The organism is Bifidobacterium sp. AGR2158 (assembly GCF_000424225.1).
GTDB lineage: Bacteria > Actinomycetota > Actinomycetes > Actinomycetales > Bifidobacteriaceae > Bifidobacterium > Bifidobacterium anseris.
In genome coordinates, this window is sequence record NZ_AUJM01000012.1 from 101,714 (window position 1) to 126,712 (window position 24,999).

Sequence of the window (24,999 nt, forward strand, 5' to 3'; positions counted from 1 at the left end):
CCAGCCGGCCGGCATAGGGAAAGAAAGTGTACGTAAGCGCTTCAGCTCAATCGATTAGTCGATCTGTGCGCCGAGCGCGTTGAGCTTGCCGCGGAAGTCAGCATAGCCGCGGTCGATGAGGCTGATGCCGCGCACGTCGGAGGGGCCCTTCGCCGTGAGTGCCGCGATCAGATGGCTGAATCCGCCGCGCAGATCCGGCACGTCGATATCGCGTCCCTCGAGCGGCGTCGGTCCGAAGATGACGGCCGAATGCTTGTAGTTGCGCTGCTGGAAACGGCACGGCAGCGAGCCGAGGCATTCGCGGTACAGCTGAATCGTCGCACCCATCTGCACGAGCGGCTTCGTGAAGCCGAAACGGTTCTCGTAGACAGTCTCATGCACGATGCTCAGGCCGTTGGCCTGCGTGAGCGCGACGACGAGCGGCTGCTGCCAATCGGTCATGAAACCGGGATGCACGTCAGTCTCGATCGCGACCGGCTTGAGGTCGCCGCCCGGATGCCAGAAACGGATGCCGCGGTCGGTGATGTCGAACTCGCCGCCGATCTTGCGGAAGACGTTGAGGAAGGTCATCATCTCCGGCTGCGTGGCGCCCTTGACGAAGATGTCGCCGTGCGTCGCGAGCGCCGCCGACGCCCACGAGGCGGCCTCGATGCGGTCGGTCAGGGCCGTGTGCGTGTAGCCCTTGAGCTCCTTGACGCCTTCGATGCGGAACGTGCGGTCGACGTCCACCGAGATGATCGCGCCCATCTTCTGCAGCACAGCGACGAGATCCATGATCTCCGGTTCGGTCGCGGCGCCGGACAGTTCGGTCTTGCCGTCCGCGAGCACGGCGGCGAGCAGTGTCTGCTCGGTCGCGCCGACCGACGGGTACGGCAGGTGGATCTTCGCGCCGTGCAGGCCGTTCGGCGCCGTGATGTGGATGCCGTCCTTGTGTTCCTTGTCCACGTCGGCGCCGAGCTTGCGCAGCGTCTCGAGATGGAAGTCGATCGGGCGTCCGCCAATGTTGCAGCCGCCGAGCGCCGGGATGAAGGCTTCGCCGAGGCGGTGCAGCAGCGGGCCGGAGAACAGGATCGGGATGCGGCTCGATCCGGAGAGCGTGTCGACATCGGCGACATCGGCGAGCTGCACGTTCGTCGCGTCGATCGTCACGACGCCTTCGGAACCGTCGACGTCGACGTTCACGCCGTGCAGGCGCAGCAGGTCGGAGACGACGTGCACGTCGCGGATCTCCGGCACGTTCTTGAGCACGCTCGTGCCCGGTGCGAGCAGCGCGGCGACCATCGCCTTGCTGACGAAGTTCTTGGCTCCGCGGACCTTGATCGTTCCGTTGAGTGGTTTGCCGCCAACGACGTGCAGCACGTCATCCGTATGTTCGGCCACGTCTACCTCTTTCATGTCTTGTCGCTGCCACGGGAGGCGCAATGCGGCGCTTCCCGAGTACGTCCGTTCCGTCTGTGTATTTGCAGTATCTCTGTATCTCTACCGGCACGCCGTCGTTTTTATTTCCACGGCCGGCTGCGCCGTCACCCATCGACCTTTCATTGTGCCATAAGGCATGTAAGTCGCCACAGCCGTGTCCACGTCTGCACAGGTGTCCGCGCACGCGAAATCACCGCATATGCCGCGCGCTTGGCGTTGCGCGCAAAATCGACCCCTCCCCGCCGCCGCGCGCATATCATCGGAACCACCAAACGGCCGGGCGTCGATGCGTCGCCTGCCGCCGTCACGATCATCGAAGGAGATTCCTATGACCACTGTCGCCATCATCGGCTGCACGCACGCGGGCACCTTCGCCGCGTCATCGATTCTGCAGAAGCATCCGGATTGGGATGTGCACGTCTTCGAACGCAACGCCACCGTGTCGTTCCTCTCGTGCGGCATCGCGCTGTGGGTCGGCGACCACGTGTCCGACCCGAAGAAGATGTTCTACTCGTCGCCCGCGCGACTGGAGGAAGCCGGAGCGACGATGCATATGCGCACCGACGTCACCGACGTGCATGTCGCCGCGAAGACGCTCGAATACCGCGATCTGGAGACCGGCGACACGCGTGCGATGGCCTTCGACAAGCTCGTCGTGACGACCGGCTCGCGCCCCGTCGTCCCGTCGATTCCGGGCGTCGATTCCAAGCGCGTACAGCTGTGCAAGAACTGGGACAATGCGATCGAACTCAAGGAACGTTCGACCAACGCGAAGTCCGTCATCGTCGTCGGTGCCGGCTACATCGGCGCGGAACTCGCCGAACAGTTCAGCGACATCGGCGTCGAGACGACGCTCGTCGACGCCGCCGACCGTGTGCTCGCCAACAACTTCGACAAGACGATCACCGATCAGGTCGAGGAACGCTACCGTGAGCACGGCGTGACGCTCGCGCTCGGCGAGAAGGTCGTCGCCTTCCGCGACAACGATGACGACACGGTCACCGTCGTCACTGATCAGGGCGAGCACACGGCACAGTTCGCCGTGCTCGCGATCGGATTCGTGCCGAATACCGATCTCGTGCGCGGGCAGGTCGACACGATGGACAACGGCGCGATCGTCACGAACGAATACATGCAAGCCTCGGTGCCGTACGTGTATGCGGCCGGAGACAGCGCGACCGTGCTGTTCAACCCGACCGACGCGCACGACTACATCCCGCTCGCGACGAACGCCGTGCGCCAGGGCATGCTCGTCGGCGAGAACATCGAAAAGCCGACGCGCAAATACATGGGCACGCAGGCGACAAGCGCCGTGCAGCTCTACGACCTGTCGCTCGCCGCATCTGGCCTGACGCAGGGCGGCGCGAACCGCCGCGGCATGGACATCCGTTCGACCGAACTCGTCGAGGACTACCGTCCCGCCTTCATGACGACGACGGCGCCCGTCACGTCAATCCTGACGTGGGATCCGAACACGCGCCTCGTCAAGGGCGCGCAGTTCTGCTCGTCGGTCGACGTCTCCGGCGCCGCGAACGTCGTGTCGGTGGCGATTCAGGCAACGTTCACGATCGATATGCTCGCGAACGTCGATTTCCTGTTCCAGCCGAACTTCGACCAGCCGGTCTACTATGTCGGCGCCGTGGCGGCGAAGGCCGTCGCCGAGCAGGACGCCTGAGCGGCGCGATCAGTCGCCGCCGAGGTCGAAGGCGGCCGCCTCGTCCTCCTTCGAATACGTGCGGAAGGCCATCAGCGTCTGCGTGGCGGCGACGCCGTCCACTTTCGCGATGCCCTGCGGAATGATCTGCGCGAGGTCCTCAAAACGGTCCGCGGAGACGACGGCCACAAGGTCGACGTCTCCGGCGACCGAGTAGACGTCGCGCACGCCGTCGATTTCGACGATGCGTTCCGCGGCATCGCCGACCATATCGCTGTCCGTCGTGATCAACACAATCGCATCCGCCATGGCTGCTCCTTCACCTTGTGACGACTTCGTTCGCGAGCACGGGAATCACCGCACCCGCCGCTGCCCATTATACGGTGATACGTACGGGCGGCGGGGCCGCGGTTGCTCAGCGCGCGCCGATCGGGCCGGCCCAATCGTCGTCCTGCGGCTCGCGCGCCGATTCGATCGCCTGATCCGGCTCGCGCAGCGCCGGAATCGTCTTCGGCTTGAACGGGAAACGCTCGGCGCGCATCGCCTCATAGGCGGCGATGTCGTCCTCGTGCTGCAACGTCAGGTCGATGTCGTCGTAGCCGTTCATCAGACGCCAGCGCACATAGTCGTTGACTTCGAAGGGCAGCACGACGTCGCCGCAGCTCACGGTGCGGTTCTCGAGGTCAACGGTCATCTGGCGGCCCGGCTCCTCCTCGAGCAGCTTCCACAACAGTTCGACGCTCTCCTGCGGCATGATCGCCGCGAGGACGCCGTTCTTCGCCGTGTTGCCGTAGAAGATGTCGGCGAAACGCGAGGCGATGACGACGCGGAACCCGTAGTCATGCAGCGCCCAGACGGCATGCTCGCGCGACGAGCCGATACCGAAGTCGGGACCGGCCACGAGGATGCGGCCGTCGGCGTACTCCGGCTTATTGAGCACGAACTCGGGGTCGCGGCGCCACGCGTAGAACAGCGCGTCGTCGAAGCCGGTGCGCGTCACGCGCTTGAGGAAGACGGCTGGGATGATTTGGTCCGTGTCGACATTTGAACGGCGCAGCGGGACGCCGGTTCCGGTCAGGGTCGTGAGTTTTTCCATCGAATCGTCCTTTGCTTGGGAATGCTTTACAGGTCGGCGGGCGTCGAGATTGTGCCGCGGATCGCCGTCGCGGCGGCCACGGCCGGCGACGCAAGATGCGTGCGCGAACCCTTACCCTGACGGCCCTCGAAGTTGCGGTTGGACGTGGAGATCGAACGTTCACCGACGACGAGCTTGTCCGGGTTCATGCCGAGGCACATCGAGCAGCCGGCGTTGCGCCATTCCGCGCCGAAGTCCTTGAAGATCTGGTCGAGGCCCTCCTCCTCCGCCTGCAGGCGGATGCGCGAGGACGCCGGCACGACGAGCACGCGATGGATCGAATCGGCCTTCTTGTGGCCTTTCATGATCTCGGCGGCGATGCGCAGATCCTCGATACGGCCGTTCGTGCATGAGCCGATGAACACCGTGTCCACCGGGATGTCGCGGATCGGCGTGCCCGCCTCGAGTCCCATGTACTCGAGCGCGCGCTCGGCGGCGGCGCGTTCGGTCGCGTCGGCGAAGTCCTCGGGGGACGGGACGGCGGCCGAGATCGGCACGCCCTGACCAGGGTTCGTGCCCCACGTGATGAAGGGTTCGAGATCCTCGGCGCGCAACGTGACCTCGGCGTCGAACTGCGCGTCATCATCGGTCCTGAGCGTCTTCCAATACTCGACGGCCTGATCCCACAGTTCGCCCTTCGGCGCATGCGGACGATCCTTGAGATACGCGAAGGTCGTCTCATCGGGGGCGATCATGCCGGCGCGCGCGCCCGCTTCGATGCTCATGTTGCAGATCGTCATGCGCGCGTCCATCGACAGATTTTCGATGGCCTTGCCGCGGTATTCGAGCACGTAGCCCTGGCCGCCGCCGGTACCGATCTTCGCGATGATCGCGAGGATGATGTCCTTCGCGCTGACGTCGGACGGCAGATCGCCCTCGATGTTGATCGCCATCGTCTTGAACGGCTTGAGGCTGAGCGTCTGCGTCGCCATGACATGTTCGACCTCGGAGGTGCCGATGCCGAAGGCGAGCGCGCCGAATGCGCCATGCGTCGAGGTGTGCGAGTCGCCGCAGACGATCGTCATGCCCGGCTGCGTCAGGCCGAGCATCGGCGCGAAGGCATGGACGATGCCCTGGTCGGCGTCGCCAAGCGGGTGCAGGCGCACACCGAACTCGCGGCAGTTCTTCTCGAGCGTCGTCAGCTGCGTCGCGCTCGTCTCATCCGGGTTCGGACGGTCGATGTCCACGGTCGGCGTGTTGTGGTCCTCGGTCGCAATGAGCTGGTCGACGTGACGGGGGGTGCGGCCGGCGAGGCGCAGCCCTTCGAACGCCTGCGGGCTCGTCACCTCGTGCATGAGCATCAGGTCGATGTACAGCAGGTCGGGAGCGCCGTCGTCGCCCTTGCGTACCAAATGATCAGCCCAGACCTTTTCGGCCAGTGTCATTCCCATGCTCGGTCTTCCTCCTACAAAAACTGGTCACGCTTGTCAAGAGCGTGGTTCACATGTCCGTTCAGCTTATGAGTTCATCTTTCAAGACACTGCATGCACGTCACTATATGAGATATGGAGGTTTGGTGAATGGGTTGAGGCAGCGAGGAACATTGGAATCACTGTGTTTTGTCGACTCAACGTCTCCCCGTACCCATGATGTGCGACAATCTTGCACACTCCGATTTGGTGTTTCATTATGTGAGATGGCATAATGTCGTCATGACTTCAAATACGCTATCCGCAAAAACCGAGCATCAGCTCGATGAGGCCGTGACAGAATCCGTCACCGCCGTGCCCACCGCCGAAACCGAGGTGACGCCCGACGACATGGCGTCGGCCGAGTCCACGGTCGACGCCGCAGTCGAAGAGGCGCATTCCAATCTTCAGGCGTCGATGACGAACGATTCGGCCGCCAATGACCATGAGATCCATTCCGGCGTTGGCGTGCTCGACAAGACCGTCAAGATCCTCGACGCGCTCGAGTCCGGCCCGGCCACGCTCGGTCAGCTCGTAAGCCAGACGAAGCTCGCGCGTCCGACGGCCCATCGTCTCGCGATCGCGCTCGAACGCCACCGCTTCGTGCTGCGCGACCAGCATGGCCGGTTCGTCCTCGGTTCGCGTTTCGCCGAACTCGCGGCAGCCGCCGGCGAGGATCGTCTGCTCGCGGCCGCCGGCCCGATCCTGCAGACACTGCTCGACCGCACCGGCGAATCGGCGCAGATCTACCGCCGTCAGGGCGAACAGCGCGTCTGCATCGCCGCCGTCGAACGTGCGAGCGGCCTGCGGGATTCGATTCCGGTCGGCGCGATGCTGTCGATGGAAGCCGGTTCCGCCGCGCAGATCCTGCTTGCGTGGGAGGATTCCGACCGTCTGCACCAGGGCCTGCGCCACGCCCGCTTCTCAGCCGCGAAGCTCGCCGCTGTGCGCAAGCGCGGCTGGGCCGAGTCGATCAACGAACGCGACGAGGGCGTGTGCTCGATCTCGGCACCGATCCGCAACGCCTCCGGCCAGGTCATCGCCGCGATCTCGATCTCCGGCCCGAGCGGCCGCATGGGTTCGAATCCGGGCCACCGCTTCGCCCCGCTCGTCATGGGTGCCGGCAAGTACCTGACCGATGCCCTGATCAAAGCCAGCATCAGTCGCTGACCCAGTCTCTTACGCTGTAGCCCATACCAGCCGCAGCCGCATACCCCAGAAGGGAGCCGCCAGGTTCCCTCCTTTCTTTTTTATGCTCCCCTAGCGTCCCGTTCCATCGGCCCACTCGACACTTCGACCCGCAAACCCGCCTCCTAGCGTCCCGTTCCATCAACGCCGGCGATCAACCGACCCGCAGCGCCCCGTTCCGTCGTCCCACTCGACCAGCCGACCCGCAAACCACCCTTCCAGCGTCCCGTTCCACCGACACCGTCGACGAAGCAACCCGCAACGGGCCCGGCACACGCCCCGCTACCGGCCGAACAGGTTCTTGGCGATCGAATGGAACACGCGGCTGACCGTCGTCGGCTTGTGCAGCAGGTTGACGCCTTCGCTCTTCGGCTTCGATTCGGCCGTCATCCCGTAGACGTAGGCCTTCTTCGAACTGGGCTTGCCGACAAGGTCGCCGAACGCAAGCAGCTGCGTGCGCGGTTCGTACGGATGCCGGATATCGAACTCGAACAGCCGCGCCGCACGCCGTTGTGGCACCGGCCCATAGGAACCGAACCCGCAGGTCGGCGACGCGATCATGCGCATGCCGTCGGCGATTCCGTCGAAGGCGTTGCGGTGGTCATGCCCAGTCGAAATCGCGAAGTACGCATGCGTGTCCCGCAGGATCGCGAATTCGCCGCTGTCATCATCAGGGCAGCTGATGCCTTCGCCGAGATAGCCGCCGGGTGCCGTCTTCGCATCGTCAAGCGTGTAGTACTGCCCCGAGAACATCCGGTACCCCTCGACGGCGCGCGCGGCCGTCGACGCGACCGGCTTGAGCAGCTGATAGTACTGCGGCAGCGCCGTATGCTGAAAGACGATCGATTTCGCCTGCGGCCCCAACGCGGCCGGCAATGCGCGCAGGAACGCCAACGCGCGCGCGTCCGGCGTGCCATAGCCGCCCGTCGGTGCGTAATCGCCGGAATCGACGAGGACAACGCCGAGAATCGTCTCGCCATGCTCGTTCGCGACCGGCAGCGCAAAGGTGCCCGGCTCGCACGCGTAGGCGACCTCGTCGGCGAGTGTCGGCGCCGTCGTACGCACGCACACATCGGCCGCGTCGAGCGGCGCGGACGGGTCGTCGACGTGCATCGTCTGCTTCATATGCGCGGTGATGACGGGGTTGAGGCAGCCTTTGAACTCGTGGTAGATTGCGTCGAGTTGCGCATTGCTCAGGCCGCACTGAAAATCATGGTTGCCGTAGGTGACCGCCCACGGGACGCCCGCGTCGATCATCGGCGTGACGAACTGGCGTATCGAGGCGCGCACCTTGTCGCGCGTCTGTTCGAGCTCCGCCTCGCGACGCGCGGTCGGCGCCGGCGTCTTCCAATGGCGTTTGCAGAAGGTGGCAGCGTAGGCGGGGTCATATCCGGCGATCTGGTTGCCGGATAAGACGACGAGGTCGGGACGCACGCTTGCGAGCGCCACTTCGATGAGTTTGATCGTGTCCGTCGAGACCTTCGGGCCGTCCTGGATGTCGGCGAGCTGCAGGATGCGGAATTTCCCCGAACGGTGGAACTGCAGCCGGCCGAGCCGTTGCGATACCGACAGCGGCTCGGCCGTGGCCAAAGCCTGCTTGTTCGTTACTCGTTCGCTCATACTTCCAACAGTAATGCACTTCGTGCGCGACATGGCGCGCGTGATGCGGATTCCCCCCATTTTCTGCGCAAGCACACTGCGCGGAAAACGACGAAACCCTCGCCGAAGCGAGGGTTTCAATTGGCTGGGATGCCTGGACTCGAACCAAGAATGGCTGAACCAGAATCAGCTGTGTTGCCAATTACACCACATCCCAATTGGCATGTTCATCACCGTGGTGGTGAACTTCGTACCCCCAACCGGATTTGAACCGGTGTTGGCGCCGTGAGAGGGCGTAGTCCTAGACCGCTAGACGATGGGGGCATCATCTCGTTGCTCCGTGAAGCAACAGAAAGAAAATATACTAGCGATTCTCCACTTGCGCAAATCACGGCGTGTCGCGCATGATTCCAAGGATTCTGCACATTGGCTACATCACCTCCGCGCATACCCGCAGCAACAAAAGCGGGGAACATCAGCACGATGTTCCCCGCTTCATCAACGCATTGCGTCGCACACCGCACAGTGCGCGCCGGCGTTCAGCCCTGGATCTCGTTGAGATGCGTGCGCAGGCCTTCAAGACGCTGCATCGTCAGCGGCTTGCCGATGATCTCCATCGACTCGAACAGCGGCGGCGAGACGCGGCGGCCGCTCAGCGCGACGCGCACCGGCCCGAAGGCGACGCGCGGCTTGTAGCCACCCTCCTCAATGAGCGCCTTGTTGAGCGTCTCATGGAGATGATCGGTCTTCCACTCGTCCTCAGGCACCGCGTTGAGCGCGGCGATCGCCGCGTCGAGCACTTCGCCGGCCGTCGCCTTGAGCTGCTTCTTCGCGTCGTCCTCCGGCGGGATATACGCGTCGTCGGACAGCAGCGATCCGACCATGCCGGCGACCTCGCCGAGCAGGCGCACGCGCGTCTGCACGAGCGGCGCGGCGGCGGTGAGCACCTCGCGCTCATGGTCGCTCAGCGCGTCCCACGAATCGGCGGAGACGACGCCGTCGCGGAATAGGTACGGCACCGAACGGTCGAGGAAGTCCTGCGGCTCGAGCATGCGGATGTGCTCGGCGTTGATCGCCGTCGCCTTGTCGAGGTCGAAACGCGCCGGATTCGCCTTGACATCGCGCACATCGAAGGCCTTGATCATCTCGTCCATCGTGAAGATGTCGCGGTCGGGGCCGATCGACCAGCCGAGCAGCGCGAGATAGTTGAGCAGGCCCTCCTTGATGAAGCCGTGCTCGCGATGCAGGAACAGGTTCGATTCCGGGTCGCGCTTGGAGAGCTTCTTGTTGCCCTGCCCCATGACGTACGGCATGTGGCCGAACAGCGGCATCTCCTTGGCGATGCCCATCTCGATCAGATAGCGGTACAGCACGATCTGCCGCGGAGTCGAGCTGAGCAGATCCTCGCCGCGCAGCACGACGTTGATGCGCATGAGCGCGTCGTCGACCGGGTTCGTCAGCGTATACAGCGGATCGCCGTTCGGACGCACAATCACGTAGTCCGGCACCGAGCCGGCCTTGAACGTGATCTCGCCGCGGATCAGGTCGTTGAACGTGATGTCCTCGTCGGGCATGCGGATGCGCAGCGCCGGCTGGCGGCCTTCTGCGCGGAACGCGGCCTTCTGCTCCTCGGTCAGGTTGCGGTCGTAGCCGTCGTAGCCGAACTCCTTGGGGCGTCCGGCGGCCACGTTGCGCGCCTCGATCTCCTCGGGCGTCGAGAACGATTCATAAGCGTAGCCGGCGTCGAGCAGCTTCTTCGCCACGTCATGGTAGATCGGTCCGCGTTCGCTCTGGCGGTACGGACCGTCCGGGCCGCCGACGCGAATGCCTTCGTCCCAGTCGATGCCGAGCCAGTCGAGCGCTTCGATGATCTGGTTGAAGCTCTCCTCGGAATCGCGCTGGGCGTCGGTATCCTCGATGCGGAACACGAAGGTGCCGCCCGTGTGGCGTGCCTCCGCCCAGTTGAACAGGGCGGTGCGCACCATGCCCACGTGCGGAATGCCGGTGGGCGACGGGCAGAAGCGCACGCGCACGTCAGCCGGCAGTTCCGGCTTGGCGTGCTCGCGCTCCTTCATGTCTTCGACGGAGTCTTCTGGTTGTACGATTGCAGCATCAGTCATGCCGTCTATTGTGGCGCGCGCGGCCGACGTGGCGGCGGCGTGTTGCAGCCGCCACGCGCTCAGCGATCCGCCCGCTCCTGCGCCTTATCCGCGGGGGCGTCCTCGGCCGCGATCGCGGCGACGTCTTCCAACTGCGCGGCCGTCTCGTCGCCGTCGCCGACTGCGGCGTCGGTCGAGTCGACCTCGGTGAGCACCGGCGTCTGCGTGCTTTCCTTGATTTGCTTGAGGCCGCACAGCGCGATCGCGAGCGAGACGAGCGCGAGCGCCGTGACGACGGCGAAGCCGCCGCGCGAGCCGGCATGGTCGATCGCGACGCCGGCGATCGCCGACCCGGCCGACCCTCCGATCGCGTTCATCGCACCCATCCACGCCATGCCTTCGGTGAAGCGCGTCTGCGGCACGAGATGCAGCATCAGCTGGTTGCCGTTGATCCATGTCGGCGACTGGCACACGCCGATGAACAGGTAGATGACGGCGATGACCCACAGCTGCTTGGCGAACAGGAACGAGCCGATGCCGAGGTTGACCACGGCGAGGCACACGTAGAAGCGCTTCCACAGCGGAATCGTCCAGTTCCTCGCGCCGTAGACGAGCGCGCCGAGCAGCGAGCTGATCGAAAAGCATGCGAACACGAATCCGGTGTACTGCTTCATGTTCGATTCGGTGGCGAACGAGACGATCGAGATGCCGGCGGCCGACTGGAACGCGCCGAGCCCGAACCAGGTGACGCATACGGCGACGAGGCCCGGACCCCAAATCGAATCCTTCTTGCCGCTCAGCGACTTCTCGTAGGCCGCCTTGCCTGCCGCGTCCACTTCGGCCGCCGTCAGCCCTTCCGATTTCGCGTGCGCGCGGGCGTCACGTTCCGCCGTCTGTGCACGCAGCAGCCGTGCCTTCTCGTCCTCGCGGGCACGGAACTCGCGACGTGTGAGGCCTTCGGCGCGGGCGAGCTGCGTCTGGCTTGCTGGCTCAGTCGTCAGTTCGGTCAGGAACATCAGTGCACCGATGAGCACGCATGCGCCGGTGAAGCTGAACGTGAGCACGCCGGAGATGACGGCCAACGTCGAAGCGAGCGGATTGCCGATGACCCACATCGCCTCATCGAAGACACCGCACAGTGACAATGCGCGGTTGACGCCGACGCGATCGTGTTTGAGCAGATTCGTCCACCGGGCGCGGCTCATCGCGCCCCACGGCGGCACGGCGGCGAGGAACGGCACGATGCAGAACAGAATCCACGGCTGCACATGTGCGAGCACGCAGGAGACGAAGGCGGTGGCGGCGACCATCCACACGGCGATGATCGGCACCGAGACCTGCCGCTGCCCGTAGCGGTCGACGAGCGTGCCGAACAGAGGCCCTACGGCGGCGCCGGCGATCGCCTGCACGGCGGTGAGCGCTCCCGCGAGCGAATAGTTGCCGTAGTACTGCTGCGTCATGATCGTCATCGTCATGCCGACCATCGGGAACGGCATGCACGCGATGACCGAGCCGACGGTGAACCGGGCCGTGTGCGGGATCTTCAGCAGCTGCGCGTAGCCGCCGAACAACCGTCTGTTGACGTCCCTGATCCCTTTCGTCACTACATGCTCCCTGCGTTGTGCCATGTGCCGCTCCTTTCTGCTCGCGGATGTGTTCCGCATGCGGCCGTCGCGCCGTTTGGCGTCACGGCTTGATTGTCGCCGTATGCGGTTGGTTGGTGGTTGGGGTGGTCGGCGATTCGGCGACGGCGTCGTCGAGCGACCAATCGAATCGTCCGCGTACCGCACGCACCTCGCGTATGCGTTCGCGAACACGACCACATTAGTCGCACCCGCCGGCGCGACACGCGGTACATTATTGAGGTGGAAGCGATTATCGTGAAATGTTCACATCGATTCGAAAGGGAGCGTCATGACGGCCACCACCATCAATTTCGTGCGGCACGGCAAAGTCCACAACCCGAACCATGTGCTCTATGAACGTCTTCCCGATTTCCACCTGTCCGAAGCCGGGCGCCGCATGGCGCAGGCGACCGGCCGCTATCTCGCCGCGAACCCGCAGACGAACACGGCCGTCGCCGTCTACTCGTCGCCGCTCGACCGCACGCGCGAAACAGCCGGCGCGATCCTGCTCGAACTCAACGCGCTGCGCGCCGAACGCGGTCAGGAACAGCTTGAACTGCTCACCGACCCACGTCTCATCGAGGCGCGCAACGAGTTCCGCGGCAAGCGCATCGGCCACGGCGACGGCGCGCTGTGGCGTCCCGAGAACCTTAAGCTTGTGCGCAACCTGTGGCGTCCGAGCTGGGGCGAAAGCTACCGTTCGATTGCGAACCGTGTGCAGAATTTCGCTCTCGAAAAAGTCGACGAACATCCCGGCGAGCAGATCATCGTCGTCACGCACGAGTCGCCGATCTGGTCGTACCGCCACATGCTCGAAACAGGCCACCCCGAACACAACATGCTGCTGCGCAAGACGGCGCTCGCGTCGGTGACGTCGATCACCTACGACAACGCGACGCACGACGTCCTGTCGATCACCTACGCCGATCCCGCGAAAGGCATCGCGTAGCCGTCACCCACGAACCGTGAAGGAGTCATGATGAACGCTGAACCCGACCAAACTGTCGAACGCATCGCCGCGCTGCCCGCGGTCCGTCAGGCCGCGCAGACGGGCACCGACCTGACCGAACTGTGGCCACTGACCTCGGCCCTGCACATGGACAACGACGCGCGCTACGGCGAGAATCTGCAGGTGCGCCTGAGCCGGCTGGCCGCCGAGGTCATGACCGGCGAGACGATTCCGATGGCCGACGCCGAATTCGTCTACGAAGGTGCCGATTCGATCCCCGGCCGCCCACAGCAGACAGTGGACGCGTTGAACGCCGCGAACGACGCCATCGAAACACTCGCCGGCTTCGCGTCGTCGCACGACGTGCACGAGCTACTCGACGCCGCCGACACGCTCGACGCCGCATGGTCCGGCGCAACGCGCACCGCCGCCGCCGCCGCCATTGCATCGATTGAGGATTTCGTCGCCTCGCACACCGAAACGAAGGTCGAGTCGCTCGCCTGGAAGTACGCCGTCACCGTCGTGCTACTCAACGAACTGATGCGCGTCGCGACGACGCAGCTCGCCGCGACGCTCGGCGCCGCCGAGCCGACGTCCGGCGGCGCGCCCGAGCAGCGTGTGCGCGGTCTTGAACGGCTCACGCTGCCATTCATCCTGTTCATCAACGATTTCGCCGCGACGCTGCAGCTGCCGCAGATCTGCCTGACGGCCGAGCAGTTCCACGGCGTCGTCGCCTCCTACGCGACGCCGAACGGCGACGACGACGCCACGGATGCCGCCACCGTGCTCGCGCAGGCGCTCGCGCCGATCGCCGGCGCCGAATGGCGCAAGCATCGCGAGGAGATTCTGTGGGATCCCAAGGAGGCGAAGGAACGCGCCCGTCAGGACGACGAACGCAAGAACAAAGAGGCGCTCGCCGCCAAGTTCGCCCACGTCAAAGACGACCCCACCAAACCCGAAGTCGAACTGTAGGACGTCCCATTCCCCATCTCGCGGATGCACAGGCGCATAGCGCCGCGTTCGACCGTTCAGCCCTGCCCTCTCCGCGCGGCTGCGTGTGCCTGCGTGTGCATAGCTCGATATTTCGCGCAAACCATCGAGCTATGCACGCACACCGCCGGCGGGCGCAGACGCCCCGGCAGACCGGGCCATCAAAGGCGCACAATATCAACCATGCTGATCCCTCGACCACACATCCATCAACCCAAGCGCACATAATCGCACACCCCAGCCCTCCACCCGGACGGCACGCAGCGCATATCCCCAGATCTCCCCTGAACTATCGAGCTATGCGCGGCTTGATGCAGCCGCCGTTCGCATCATGGGCGAATACCCACCGAGACAGGCGACATCTACGCTGCCAGCGGCTTCGGACGGACCCCTTGTACACTGTTCGTGTGCGCAAACTCATTGAGCAGATTCTGAAATTCGGCGTCGTCGGCATCATCGCGTTCCTCATCGACTGGGGCATCCTCAACCTCCTCGTCGGCGTGTTCCACATGCACAACGTCATCGCCGCGACGATCTCGTTCCTCATCTCGCTCATCTTCAACTATTTCGCGAGCATGAAATACGTCTTCAAGCACCGTCCGGACATGGCACGGTGGATGGAGATGGCGATCTTCCTGTTCTCGGCAGTCGTCGGCCTGTTCATCAACATGGTCATCATCTGGCTGTCCACCTACGGCATGAACAAGGACGCCTACATCAGCCAGCATGCGATGTATCTGCTGCGCACGAACATCGGCAAGCTCATCTCGACGGTCGTCGTCGCAATCTGGAACTTCATCATCCGCAAATGGCTGCTCGACGACACGCACACGAACGCAATGAACCGTCTGCGCCGCGGCGACCACATCCTCTCCGAAGAGGAGCTCGAAGCCAAGTGGGAGCGGAGCTTCTCGCACCGTCTGGGCATGTGGTCGATCGAGCACACCCCCAAAGGCTGGAGGTAACGCGCCGCCCGTGGCAGTCTCCGTGGCAGTTGGTGGTTGACCTCAACCACCAACCTCCACTCAGCCGTCGGGCACAACCTCAGTCGGGCGCACTGCGGCTGACCTAGACTGAATACTGTTGATCATCGGACGCCGATGCGACGGCCGATGTTCCGCCCAGTGTTTCCAAGGAGGATCGATGCCAGTCATTCACACCCATGTTTCCGTGCCGACCACGAAAGAGCAGCGCGATACGCTCAAGAACCTCTTCGGCCAGGCGATTCCCGCCGTCCCCGGCAAGTCCGAGGGCTGGCTCATGTGCATGTTCGAGGACAACGTACCGATGTATTTCGGCGGCGACGATTCCGCGCCGGTCGCCTACGTCGAGGTGAACGTCTTCGGCTCGAACGTGCCGACGAGCGCCTGGAAGAAGCTCACGCCGCAGATCATGGACGCGCTGCAGGACACGCTCGAGATCCCTGCCGACCGCACTTACATCCGCTACACCGCGACGCCCGACTGGGGCTGGAACGGCTCCAACTTCTGACCTGAACTTCTCCGTCGACCACCGTGCGACGAACGCTCAGCGCATACGAGAGCCGCCGCCGAATCCCATCCGATTCGGCGGCGGCTCTCTTCATTCATCCGGCTCAGCGGCTGCGCGTCGCAGCGTGGGCGCCAGGTTTGCGGTTCTTCTGCGCGACCACCGCCAGACACATGGCCGCCGCGATGAACGCGAATCCGAAGGCCGCGAAATGCGTCCCGAAGCCGCCCGCCGAAGGCAGCTCGACGCCGGACTCCTCCTCCTTTGCGTTGCCGATGACCCATTCACCGGTCGGCATGCCTTTCCCGTCGGTGACGGCATGCGGCGTAGCATCGCCGGACCATGTGACCTTGCCATCCGCGTCGATGGTGAGCGCGTACCGCTTCTGCGCTTCGGCAACATATCCCGTCGGCGCCTTCGTCTCGACGAGCGTATACTCACCCGTCGGGACGCCATGCACCTCGATGCGACCATCGCGCGTATCGTGATCCTTCAGCTGCTTGATGACGCCGCTCTCGGAACGTTCATCGCCGCCGTCGACGATGGCCATCTCGGCAGAGCCGTCCTTCTTCGCAAGCGTCCATTCCGAGGCCGCCAGATACGATTCATCCGTCGTGACATAGGTCGGCAGTTCTTCCGCGGTGGGGTCATTAGGGTCCTTATAGGTGCCTTGCGTCACCTTATCAGCACCCACCTTGCCGAACATGAAGCTCGTCAGCCCGTCGGCGACTTGGAATCCCGAATCCCACACATACAGATTATGCTGGTCCGCATAGGCGGCCATCGCACGCGTCTTCGTGTCGAAGTCGGAGGCGCGCCCGTTCTTCACGTAGAAGAACTGCGGCGTTGTGTTCACTGCATATCCCGACGGCGCCTGCGTCTCCCAAGCCACATATAGCTGGTTTTCGTTGAACTGATAGAGCTCCGATTCCACGTCAGTGCCGTCGCCGTGATGGAACACAAGGCGACCGAGACTGTCGGTGACGCCAGTACGAGGATCTTCACTGCATTCGGTCCGACGATCCGCAGTCCATTCCTTGGAGGGCGCCGCGTTCAGATTGACCGGGCAGACCTTGAATGTGGCGCCTGACAACTTCTGGCTGCTATCGCCGTCGACCACCTTTTTCAACGTGACCGAGCCGGATGCACCGGCGTCGGTATCCGTCTTCGTGATCTGGACCGTACGGTTCGTCGACGCCGAGCCGTCCAGTTGTCCTCTGAACGAAACCGTGTTACGCAGATCGATGTCTTGTCCGGGAATGCCGCGCAGCTGCACCGTGTAGTTCAGGCGCAGCGGCTTCTGCTTATACAACGGCTGCCCGGAATTCTGGTCCATGCTGTTCGACCGCATGCCATCGATCGGCAGCTTGATCGTCGCCGTCGGCAAATTGCTCCCCGCCGCATGTCCGAAGGACACTTCAAAATGATCCTTGCCTTCCGGATAGGTGACCTCATCCCATGAACCGGAATTCGTCGAAAGCCTGAACGACGACTGCACATATGCCGCGTTCGACGAGTGCAACGTGTCAGTGAGCGTAAGCACGGTCCCCTCCGGCAGCTGACTCTGCTGGGTGAGATTGATTTCGACGACGTATTTGACCTGATTGTTGCCAGTGCCGTCAACCCACTTGTTCAGATTCGGCGCCTCACCCTGCTGCACGAACACATCACCGGTGACGTCGGAGCTGTGTTCGCCAATCTGCACGTTCGCGTTGTTGGTGTAAGTGAAGCGCGAGCCGTCGATCATGCCCTGCTTGCGCAGTTCCACCTTGCTGATTTTCGTATCGAACTCATAGACGATAATCGAATGGCCCTGCTTGGCGATTGGTGGGCCCAGCGGGGTGGAAGGCCTGTCATATCGGTTGGGACCGCCATCGGTCGTGGAGTCAGGTGATGCATCTCCCACACGCTCAGTCTTCCACGCCGTCAACGAGCCATCGTTCGGCACCGTGAACACGACCTTGCCGGCCTGCACCGTGTAGGTTGCGCACGCAACGTCCGAATCGCAGCTCTTGCCATCGCCGCTGAAGTCGAAGGTCGCCGTCTGCTGTGGCAGCGCTCCCCGCTTGTCGCCTTCGGCGATCGGCAGCCAGCCCTTGAGGTCCAAATCCAGTCCTGCAGCCTCCAGCTCATCCTCGGTCGCGTAGTCGCCCATCGACACGAAACGTCCGAAGATCGGCTTATCCGTATCGAGCTCCCAGCCTTCCGGCAGCGTATCCGTCATCGTGATCGATTCCGGCAGCTCATAGACGCCGCTGATGCCCGGCAACTCCTCATAGAACTTGACGTTGCCGTCGTCATCATAGAGATAGCGCACCGACCACCACGACTTCTTGCCGTTGCCCCAAACACGCCAGTGCACATGGCAGTACCCATCATCGCCTTCGTCGCAGTTCGCCTGATTGTTCCACCAGGTTTCGCCGTCGTTCTCGGCGTCGACGGTCTTGCCACCGATGACGTCACCGACGAACGGGATCGTCGCCGATTCCACTTCATCGGCGATCTTGTCGTTTACCCTGTAATGGAACTTGGCATAGTTGATGTACACATCCGGAGTACCGTCGCATAACGTGTTGTAGGTGATGCGCATCTTGTGCGAGAACGGGTTTGGCGAGTCCAGATTCAGGATTTCGTTGCCCTCGGCGTCCTTGATCTGCTTATGCAGATACGAGAACGTGAACGCCGGCGCACCATCATGAAGGGCATAGGTGTCATCGGCGTTGCGGTCCGCCTCGCCACGGAAATAGCCTTCCGGGAAGTCAGTGCCACCAGGCAGTTCACGTCCCTGTCCACGATGATATTCATCGTCGTAATACGATTCGCGAACGTCGTAATACTCGTTAGGATATCCCTTGCCCGACTGGCCCTTCTTCTTATCGGCGGCCGATACGAACAACTCATCCGTCGGAATCTCCGTCCAGCAATTCGGATTGCCTTCCAAGCAGTTCGCATCGTTTTTGATGTTGTAAACACTGACTTTGAGGTCCAGATAGTCCTTCGAGTACCACATATGCTGCGTGTTGCCGTCGGAGACGCCGTTGACCCAGTCCTCGTAGAGATGCAGCTCGGTCACGTTGCCTTCGGCCGGCGGCGTGTACTCGATGGTCCACGGCACGCTATAGACGTTCGTATTGCGGATCTTCGTGGCGGACCCCACGCTCTTCTCAATCAGATCGAGATTGAGCGGCGGTTCCGGATCCGGTTCCGGACCGGGATCAGGGCCCGGATCGGGATTCGGTTTGCTCGGGCGATCCACATCCTTCGTCGCGGTCTTGCATTCAGTCAGCCCACAGACCTCCGCCTTATTCGAATACTTGGAGACTGGATGCTCATCAGAGTCGGTGGGCACCGTCTTGTATGCGATCTGATATTTGTTGTAATTCGGATCTCCCGAGGAGAAATCAATCGAGAAGCCCTTGCGATCGTCATTGACGACGATCTGCACACCTGCCGGATCGATCTCCTGGTTGTTCTCATCCCACGCACGGATCGTCACGGTATCAGGATCGATTTCATGACCGTCTTGCACGGTATCAGTCAGCTGACGCCCGTTGATATCAGCACGATCACCGCCGTTGTTGACATCGACGGTCCATTTGATCTCACGCTTCTGCTCACTGCCTTCGGCATACCATTTCGACGAGTCTTCCACCCAGCCGTTCTTGGACACCCAGTTGTAGTTCCAGTTGCGCTTGGACGGCACATAGCTGCTCTCGCCTTCACCGTCCTGCCACTTCCAATGGGCGGTATTCTTCGCGCTCTGGTACTTGTCGCCATCATTGGCATCAGCCTGCGCGCCATTCGTGATAGATGCCTTGTAGGTAATTTCATAGGCGCCCTTCGGCAGCGTCATGCCTGCGGATTCGCCCGTATCCGAATCCGGGATCGGATTGATCTTGCCCTGCAGCTGCAAAGCGGCTTCCTTGGCCGCATCTTCATTCTTCGCGTTGTACAGATATTTCACCTGCACGGAGTCGCGATCCATGTTCAGATCCGAACCCGCCACATCCCAGAAGCGGAAGTTGTCGACATCACCCTCCGCCTCAAGCTTGACGGTGCAGGTGAGGTCGGTCTCCGAACGACCGACCCATGCACAGTTCTTATCACCGGTCACCTTCCATGGCGTATGGTCGACCTTGATTGTCACGCCGGTGCCGGGGAACTCCCATCCCCGATCGTCGCCCTCTTCGAGCGCCTCGTCGCGATAGTTCACACGCAGGTTGTAGCTGAAGAAGTAATCGTGATCCTTGTCCTGCGCATACTCCTCGTTGTACTCCACCCGCAACGCACAGGTACCGTCGTCCTTCTTCACCAATGTGATCGTCGCGACTTCCTGGCCGCCTTCGGTCACGATCTGCGGCTCGTCGAATTGATTCGCCACCACCGACGGCGGCACCGGCACAGCATATTCCCAACTCAGATGCTTGCTGTCGGAGGCGACCACCGCATTGTCCTTGAGATGCACATCCAGGAAGAATTCGAGATCGGTGTTCGGCACCACATTCGGCACGGTGTTCTTGAGTTCATCGTTCTTGAATGTCTTCTTCGTCTGTGATCCATTGGGCTCAAGCACCGTGGCCGTCAATTCCACCGTGGCCGCCCGAATCGTGTCCGCATCCGCCTGCTCATACCCATCCGCAAACGCCGCACGTGGCAGCACAGACATGATGCACACCTATGTCAATGCCACAATGGCAGCACCGCACGCCTGCAGGCGCATCAGCGCGCCTGCAGGCCGCCGACGCGCGCGCATATGCCTTCCGTACTTCATCTTCCCTGCTCCCTTGGCCGCTTCCCGATATCCGACTCTCCGACTCTGCCGCCTTCGACCTGCGCGGAACTTCGTCATCCCTGCGCCCACAGCCGATTAAGCGCTTAATGAACATTATAGGGGTTTTACCCAACTTTCGTACTTTAGCATTATGGGCAATCCCTTGCTGCATACGTTCTCAGAGTCAAGCAATCAGCACGAAACAGCACCTATGCCGGCACATGCTCTCAACGCCGACACCATGCATTTGCAGTATTACGAGACTTAATCGCTTAAGTTCCCTAGACCGGCAAGCCCATGGCCATCAACGTTTCCCCTTCGGGCAACACGCCGTCCATATTCAGCGAATGAGCAACGTTCGCATTCACGCAACCCCCGAAGCAGCGCCCACATATCCGCATGCGCACAGCACCATCGCCATCGGCGCAGTCCAGACATCCACCGGTGCCCCCATCCGGTTTGCGGCGCCGGCCCCTCCCGGCGCACCATCCGCGGCACGTCCGCCTCTGCAGCCTACGACGACCCGCGGCTCATAACATATGAGCCGCCACGCGCGATCAGGCGCATGGCGGCCCGGAAACGGACAGCCGTGTGGATCTCAGACGATCTTCGGCATCGGCGTCGTCAGCGACGTCGTCAGGTTGACGTGGACGAGACCGGCGCCGGAATGGACGTCGACCTTCTTGAGCGTCACCGTGCGTTCGTCGGCCGGGGCGGCGTCGTTATCGGTCATCGTCGCAGGCGATTTCACGGCGACGAGCGCGAGGTCGTCGAAAGCGACGCCGGCGTCCTCGGCGAGCGCCCGCGCGGTCTCGAGCGACTCCTCGAAGCCGGGCTTCATGACGACGCGGTCGGCTGGGACGCCGTAGGCGTGTTCGCACACCCACTTGACGTTCTCGACGAGCGGCATGCCCTTGTGGCTCGCCGGCGTCTCCGGCGCATCCTCGGCGCTCACGGCCTCGGCGAAGTCGTCGAGCTGCGGGGCGAGCGCATCGCCGCCGTCGCGGTACAGGTTGCCGATGATCGGCGCGCGGAAACCGAGCTCGGCGGCCGTCTCGCGCAGCGCCGGCACCTGATCGTCCTCGCCGTCCCACAGGTTGATGAGCGGGAAGGTCGGAATGCCGAGGCCTTCGAGACGCTCGACATGGAAGGGGTAGCGCCACTGCAGCGCCGGATCGTCACGCCACGTGGAGGCGCGCGTCACGACGACGGCCGCGCTCGGCCACTGCGCGCCGTACTCGCGGCAGGCGATGTCGAGCCACTTCTGCGCGCCGGCGTCGGCGCCGTAGCCGGCCTCGACGATGACGACGTCATGCTCGGCACATGCCATCTCCACCGCGACGAGCGACGGGATGCCAATCGAGACGTTCGCGAAGGGGCCGCCGTGCACGTACACCGGCGAGCCGTTCTTCGTCTCGGTCTTCGCCGGCTTGACGGCGTCGGCGAGGATGTTCGTGATGCGCCACAGGTCGATGAACTCGCCGAAGGTCACGGCCTTGCCGTCCTTCGTGCCGGCGATCATCTTCGCGACGCGGTCGGCGATCTCGTCCATCGAACGCGACAGCACGACGATCTGCATCAGCTCGCAGGTCGGCGTGAGCACGGTCTTCTCATGCACGTCGTTCTTGCCGGCGTCGACGACGACGCTGCGCAGCGAACGCGACGGCACTTCGGAGACGCGCGGGACAAGCACTTCGTCGAGCAGCCCGTCGTCGACGGCCTTTTCGGCGAAGGAGGCGAGCAGGTTCTGCGCGGCCTCGATTGCGCCCATTTCGCCGCACAGACCCCAGTCGATGAGTTCTGGATGCGTCAGCGACGCCTTGCCGCCGCCGGATGCGCCACCCTTTGAACCGGCCGCCGTGATGCCCATGCTCGGCTGGCGCAGCACTGCCGCCGCGTCGATGCCGCGCGCGTTGAGCGCGTCGATGAGCGCGATCGTCGTCGTCGTCTTGCCTTCGCCGCGCGACGCCTTGAGCGGCGTGTCCGCGGTGACAAGGACGACCTTGCCGTGCTTACACGGGGCGTCGGGATCGTTGTTGAGGGAGTCGAGATAGCCGAATGCGTCGATCTTGTCGACCAGTCCGTAAGGCTTGGTGAAATTCTCGATGAGCGACACTACACGTTCCTTTCCGGTGTTTGAGCTGCCTTTCCCAACATATCAGCACGCTGCGGCCACGAGACATCCCACGTCACGATGCGAACGGCGAAGCCGGCGCAGCGGGCGAGGCTCGCTGCGCCGGCTTCGGCGGTTGAAGGGTTGCGAATCAGTTGTCGGACATCGCGAAATGGTTCTTCATCGCGAGGCTCGACATGTACAGCGCTGTATCGAGCAGCTTCTCGGTCTCCCTCTTGAGCTGACGCGCGAGGTCCTCATTCGCCGTCGCGAGGATGCCGCGCACCTCCGGATTGCGCACGGCCGCGATGATCTCGTCCGGCTCCATCGGCTGCACGTCTTCGACGAGCTCGTCCTCGACGAATTCGTCGTCGTAGTCCTGTTCACGGGCGGCGGCTCCAAGTACGGCGTCGCCACCGAGACGGTTCACCTGCTCGTCGGCCGCGCGCAGCATCGCATGGCCGAGGCCGCCAACCTTCAGCTGGTAGTTCTCGACGGCAGACATCGTCTGCGCGTGCTGCGCGTCGCACAGCACGCCGATGATGCGGTTCGCCCAGTAGAAGTTCTCCGACGTCACGCGCGCCGTCGTGTCACGCAGATACGCGGGCGTGTCGTCGACGTTCGGGAAGAACGGGACCATCGCGTTGAAGGGGTTCGAACCGTAGGCGATCCACTGCACGGCGCGGTTCACCTGCGGACGGTACGGGCGAATCTGCATCGCGGCGAGATGGTTCGTGCGATTGATGCCGATTGGGCGGAAGCGCGTGCGCGACGCCTCGTCGCCGCGCGTGCCATAGGGGTCGTACGGCGTCTCCTGATAATGGGAGCTCAGGATGTACTTGACGTCCTCCATCGTGATCTTGCGATCCGGCTGACGGCACCACGGGATGTCATCGGCGTCCGGCTTGTGGTCAGCGTCCGGGCCGTCCCACACTTCGTCGAGCGGATTGAAATACCGCTGCATGTACCACGCGCGCGGCGTGTTGTAGACATGGTCGGAATCGGAATGCGAACCGAAGGCGTCACGCGGCGAGAACGGTGACGCGCCCTCGACGGCGAGGCTCAGATGGTTGCGTTCGATGAACTCCTCAAGATCGGCGGAGCACATGTAGTCGCGCTGCTCGCCGAACGCATCGTCGAGATCGAACTCGTCGATGCCCAGTTGATTCGGCATCGTCACATAGCAGTCGTCGGGCACGCGGCGCGCGATCCAATGATGGCCGCCGACCGTTTCGAGCCACCAGATCTCGTTGACGTCGCTGAACGCAACGCCGTTCATCTCATAGGTGCCATACTGTTCGAGCAGCGCGCCGAGACGAGCGACGCCCTCGCGCGCCGTCTTGATGTACGGCAGCACGATTGTGACGAAATCCTCCTCGCCGATGCCGCCGGCGACCTCGGGTTCATAGTCGTCGTCGCCCGGCTTGCCGATCGCCGGCGCGAATTCGACAAGCGGATCGGCGCCGAGCACGCGTTCGTTCGTCGTCAGCGTCTCGGTGGCGCTCATCGCGACGTTCGCCTCGTTGACGCCGGCTTCGCCCCAGATACCGCTCTTGCGGATCGCGTTCGGCACGCTCGAATACTGCAGCGGATCGTCGGGCAGCGCGATCTCAACGTGCGACAGCACCGACTTGTATGCGCGTGGCTGATCCTCGGGCTTGACGATGACGAACTGCTTCGGGTCGAATTCGCCGTTGCAGCTGTCCTCGTTGCGCGCGATGATCGTCGATCCGTCGTAGCTTGCGTCCTTGCCGACGAGCAGGGTTGTACAGCTCATATTGTTCCCATGTCTCCTGTTGGTTGTGTTCTTTTCGTGCACACGCACCGCCGACGGCGGCCATGCGTTGATGCGGTCATTGTAGAAGGCCGAGGCATCGCCTCGCCCCGGCCCAGCCATGATATGGATACCGCGGCGTGCGGCATCCTATGCGCTCGTCGTCAGCAGCTGCCGACGAGCGTGATGCCGCCGCCGTCGACGACCTGCGCATGTTCGAGGCCGTGCAGCATCGCATTGAGCCAGAAGCCCTGCTCGAGATCAGCGATCGGCTCGGTCGTGCCCCAGATCTGCAGCACATAGCGGTGGTCCTGATCCGGCGGCTGCGGACCGGTGTAGTGCGCGACGAGCTGCAGGTTCTGCTGGTCCTGGCCGTAGAGCGGCGACGCCTGCGAATTGCGTCCCTGCGCGGCCTCCGGAATCATCGCGTTGACCTTGCGCGAGAAATCGGCGGGAATCTGCAGCGCATGCGCGTCGGAAGGATCGAACATGATCGCGTCGACCGGCAGGTTCGCCATCGTCCAATGAATCCATTCGAATCCGCACACCGGAATCGAATCGGGATCACTGAACTCCCAATGCAGGTATTTGACGGCCGGATTGAGATGATCGATGTAGAAGGGGAAGGAGATGCACGGCACACCGTCCACGCGGGCGTCAGCGGGCGCCTTCTTGGCGTAGAGGTCCGGCACGGTGGTGAAATCAGCGGAAACTAGCATGTCTCCAGTATCGCGCATCGGCGACGTGCGCAGCGGCCGATGCTCGGATATATCGCGCGTCGCGAAT

17 protein-coding genes and 2 tRNA genes are annotated in these 24,999 nt (G+C 63.1%); 6 read left to right on the forward strand and 13 right to left on the reverse strand.

From position 1 onward, the window contains the following. Positions 1-54 precede the first annotated feature (54 nt). Positions 55-1,380: a UDP-N-acetylglucosamine 1-carboxyvinyltransferase gene (gene murA, locus G606_RS0103105; protein WP_026644730.1), complete on the reverse strand. Its 1,326-nt coding sequence runs from the start codon at positions 1,378-1,380 to the stop codon at positions 55-57. 367 nt (positions 1,381-1,747) lie between these two features. On the opposite strand from murA, the gene G606_RS0103110 reads away from it, so the two are divergent. Further along, complete coding sequence (locus G606_RS0103110; RefSeq protein WP_026644731.1) at positions 1,748-3,094, forward strand: NAD(P)/FAD-dependent oxidoreductase; 1,347 nt, start codon at positions 1,748-1,750, stop codon at positions 3,092-3,094. 9 nt (positions 3,095-3,103) lie between these two features. Here the strand turns inward: G606_RS0103110 and G606_RS0103115 are convergent, their stop codons facing one another. From G606_RS0103115 to leuC, 3 genes are all read right to left on the reverse strand, one after another. Then, positions 3,104-3,382 carry an Lrp/AsnC ligand binding domain-containing protein gene (locus G606_RS0103115; RefSeq protein ID WP_026644732.1) on the reverse strand — a complete coding sequence of 93 codons (279 nt, stop codon included), beginning with the start codon at positions 3,380-3,382 and terminating at the stop codon, positions 3,104-3,106. Positions 3,383-3,488: 106 nt separating this feature from the next. Beyond that, positions 3,489-4,169: a 3-isopropylmalate dehydratase small subunit gene (leuD, locus tag G606_RS0103120; protein WP_026644733.1), complete on the reverse strand. Its 681-nt coding sequence runs from the start codon at positions 4,167-4,169 to the stop codon at positions 3,489-3,491. A 26-nt stretch (positions 4,170-4,195) separates the two neighbouring features. Then, complete coding sequence (gene leuC, locus G606_RS0103125; protein ID WP_026644734.1) at positions 4,196-5,599, reverse strand: 3-isopropylmalate dehydratase large subunit; 1,404 nt, start codon at positions 5,597-5,599, stop codon at positions 4,196-4,198. Between the two features lie 435 nt (positions 5,600-6,034). Between leuC and G606_RS0103130 the strand changes: the two genes are divergently transcribed. Then, positions 6,035-6,787, forward strand: coding sequence for an IclR family transcriptional regulator (locus G606_RS0103130; RefSeq protein WP_101671593.1), 753 nt, complete (start codon positions 6,035-6,037; stop codon positions 6,785-6,787). 300 nt (positions 6,788-7,087) lie between these two features. Here G606_RS0103130 and G606_RS0103135 read toward each other — a convergent pair whose 3' ends face one another. The 5 genes from G606_RS0103135 to G606_RS09720 all read right to left on the reverse strand — a co-directional run bounded on the left by G606_RS0103135 (position 7,088) and on the right by G606_RS09720 (position 12,131). Continuing rightward, positions 7,088-8,425: a metallophosphoesterase gene (locus G606_RS0103135; RefSeq protein WP_034523564.1), complete on the reverse strand. Its 1,338-nt coding sequence runs from the start codon at positions 8,423-8,425 to the stop codon at positions 7,088-7,090. A 121-nt stretch (positions 8,426-8,546) separates the two neighbouring features. After that, a tRNA-Gln gene (locus G606_RS0103140) sits at positions 8,547-8,621 on the reverse strand. A gap of 34 nt (positions 8,622-8,655) precedes the next feature. Further along, positions 8,656-8,728: transfer RNA gene (locus G606_RS0103145), tRNA-Glu, on the reverse strand. Between the two features lie 215 nt (positions 8,729-8,943). Further along, positions 8,944-10,479: a glutamate--tRNA ligase gene (gene gltX, locus G606_RS0103150; RefSeq protein WP_026644737.1), complete on the reverse strand. Its 1,536-nt coding sequence runs from the start codon at positions 10,477-10,479 to the stop codon at positions 8,944-8,946. A 104-nt stretch (positions 10,480-10,583) separates the two neighbouring features. Further along, complete coding sequence (locus tag G606_RS09720) at positions 10,584-12,131, reverse strand: MFS transporter (protein WP_051198460.1); 1,548 nt, start codon at positions 12,129-12,131, stop codon at positions 10,584-10,586. 286 nt (positions 12,132-12,417) lie between these two features. On the opposite strand from G606_RS09720, the gene G606_RS0103160 reads away from it, so the two are divergent. The 4 genes from G606_RS0103160 (at position 12,418) to G606_RS0103175 (ending at position 15,558) form a co-directional block, all read left to right on the forward strand. Then, positions 12,418-13,077: a histidine phosphatase family protein gene (locus G606_RS0103160; protein ID WP_026644738.1), complete on the forward strand. Its 660-nt coding sequence runs from the start codon at positions 12,418-12,420 to the stop codon at positions 13,075-13,077. A gap of 27 nt (positions 13,078-13,104) precedes the next feature. Next, positions 13,105-14,049: a hypothetical protein gene (locus G606_RS0103165; RefSeq protein WP_231371395.1), complete on the forward strand. Its 945-nt coding sequence runs from the start codon at positions 13,105-13,107 to the stop codon at positions 14,047-14,049. A gap of 425 nt (positions 14,050-14,474) precedes the next feature. Continuing rightward, positions 14,475-15,032, forward strand: coding sequence for a GtrA family protein (locus G606_RS0103170; RefSeq protein ID WP_026644740.1), 558 nt, complete (start codon positions 14,475-14,477; stop codon positions 15,030-15,032). 178 nt (positions 15,033-15,210) lie between these two features. Beyond that, a complete protein-coding gene (locus G606_RS0103175) occupies positions 15,211-15,558 on the forward strand; it encodes a phenylpyruvate tautomerase MIF-related protein (protein WP_026644741.1) in 348 nt (115 codons plus the stop codon). Between the two features lie 103 nt (positions 15,559-15,661). On the opposite strand, the gene G606_RS0103180 is transcribed toward G606_RS0103175, so the two are convergent. The 4 genes from G606_RS0103180 to G606_RS0103195 form a co-directional block, all read right to left on the reverse strand. After that, positions 15,662-20,221 carry a SpaA isopeptide-forming pilin-related protein gene (locus G606_RS0103180; RefSeq protein WP_155802744.1) on the reverse strand — a complete coding sequence of 1,520 codons (4,560 nt, stop codon included), beginning with the start codon at positions 20,219-20,221 and terminating at the stop codon, positions 15,662-15,664. Positions 20,222-20,924: 703 nt separating this feature from the next. Continuing rightward, complete coding sequence (locus G606_RS0103185; RefSeq protein ID WP_026644743.1) at positions 20,925-22,442, reverse strand: formate--tetrahydrofolate ligase; 1,518 nt, start codon at positions 22,440-22,442, stop codon at positions 20,925-20,927. A gap of 148 nt (positions 22,443-22,590) precedes the next feature. Further along, the gene (locus tag G606_RS0103190; RefSeq protein WP_026644744.1) at positions 22,591-24,216 is read right to left on the reverse strand and encodes a C69 family dipeptidase; all 1,626 of its coding nucleotides are present in this window, start codon (positions 24,214-24,216) and stop codon (positions 22,591-22,593) included. 161 nt (positions 24,217-24,377) lie between these two features. Then, positions 24,378-24,932, reverse strand: a complete 555-nt coding sequence (locus G606_RS0103195) for a YbhB/YbcL family Raf kinase inhibitor-like protein (RefSeq protein ID WP_026644745.1) — start codon at positions 24,930-24,932, stop codon at positions 24,378-24,380. Between the last annotated feature and the right edge of the window lie 67 nt (positions 24,933-24,999).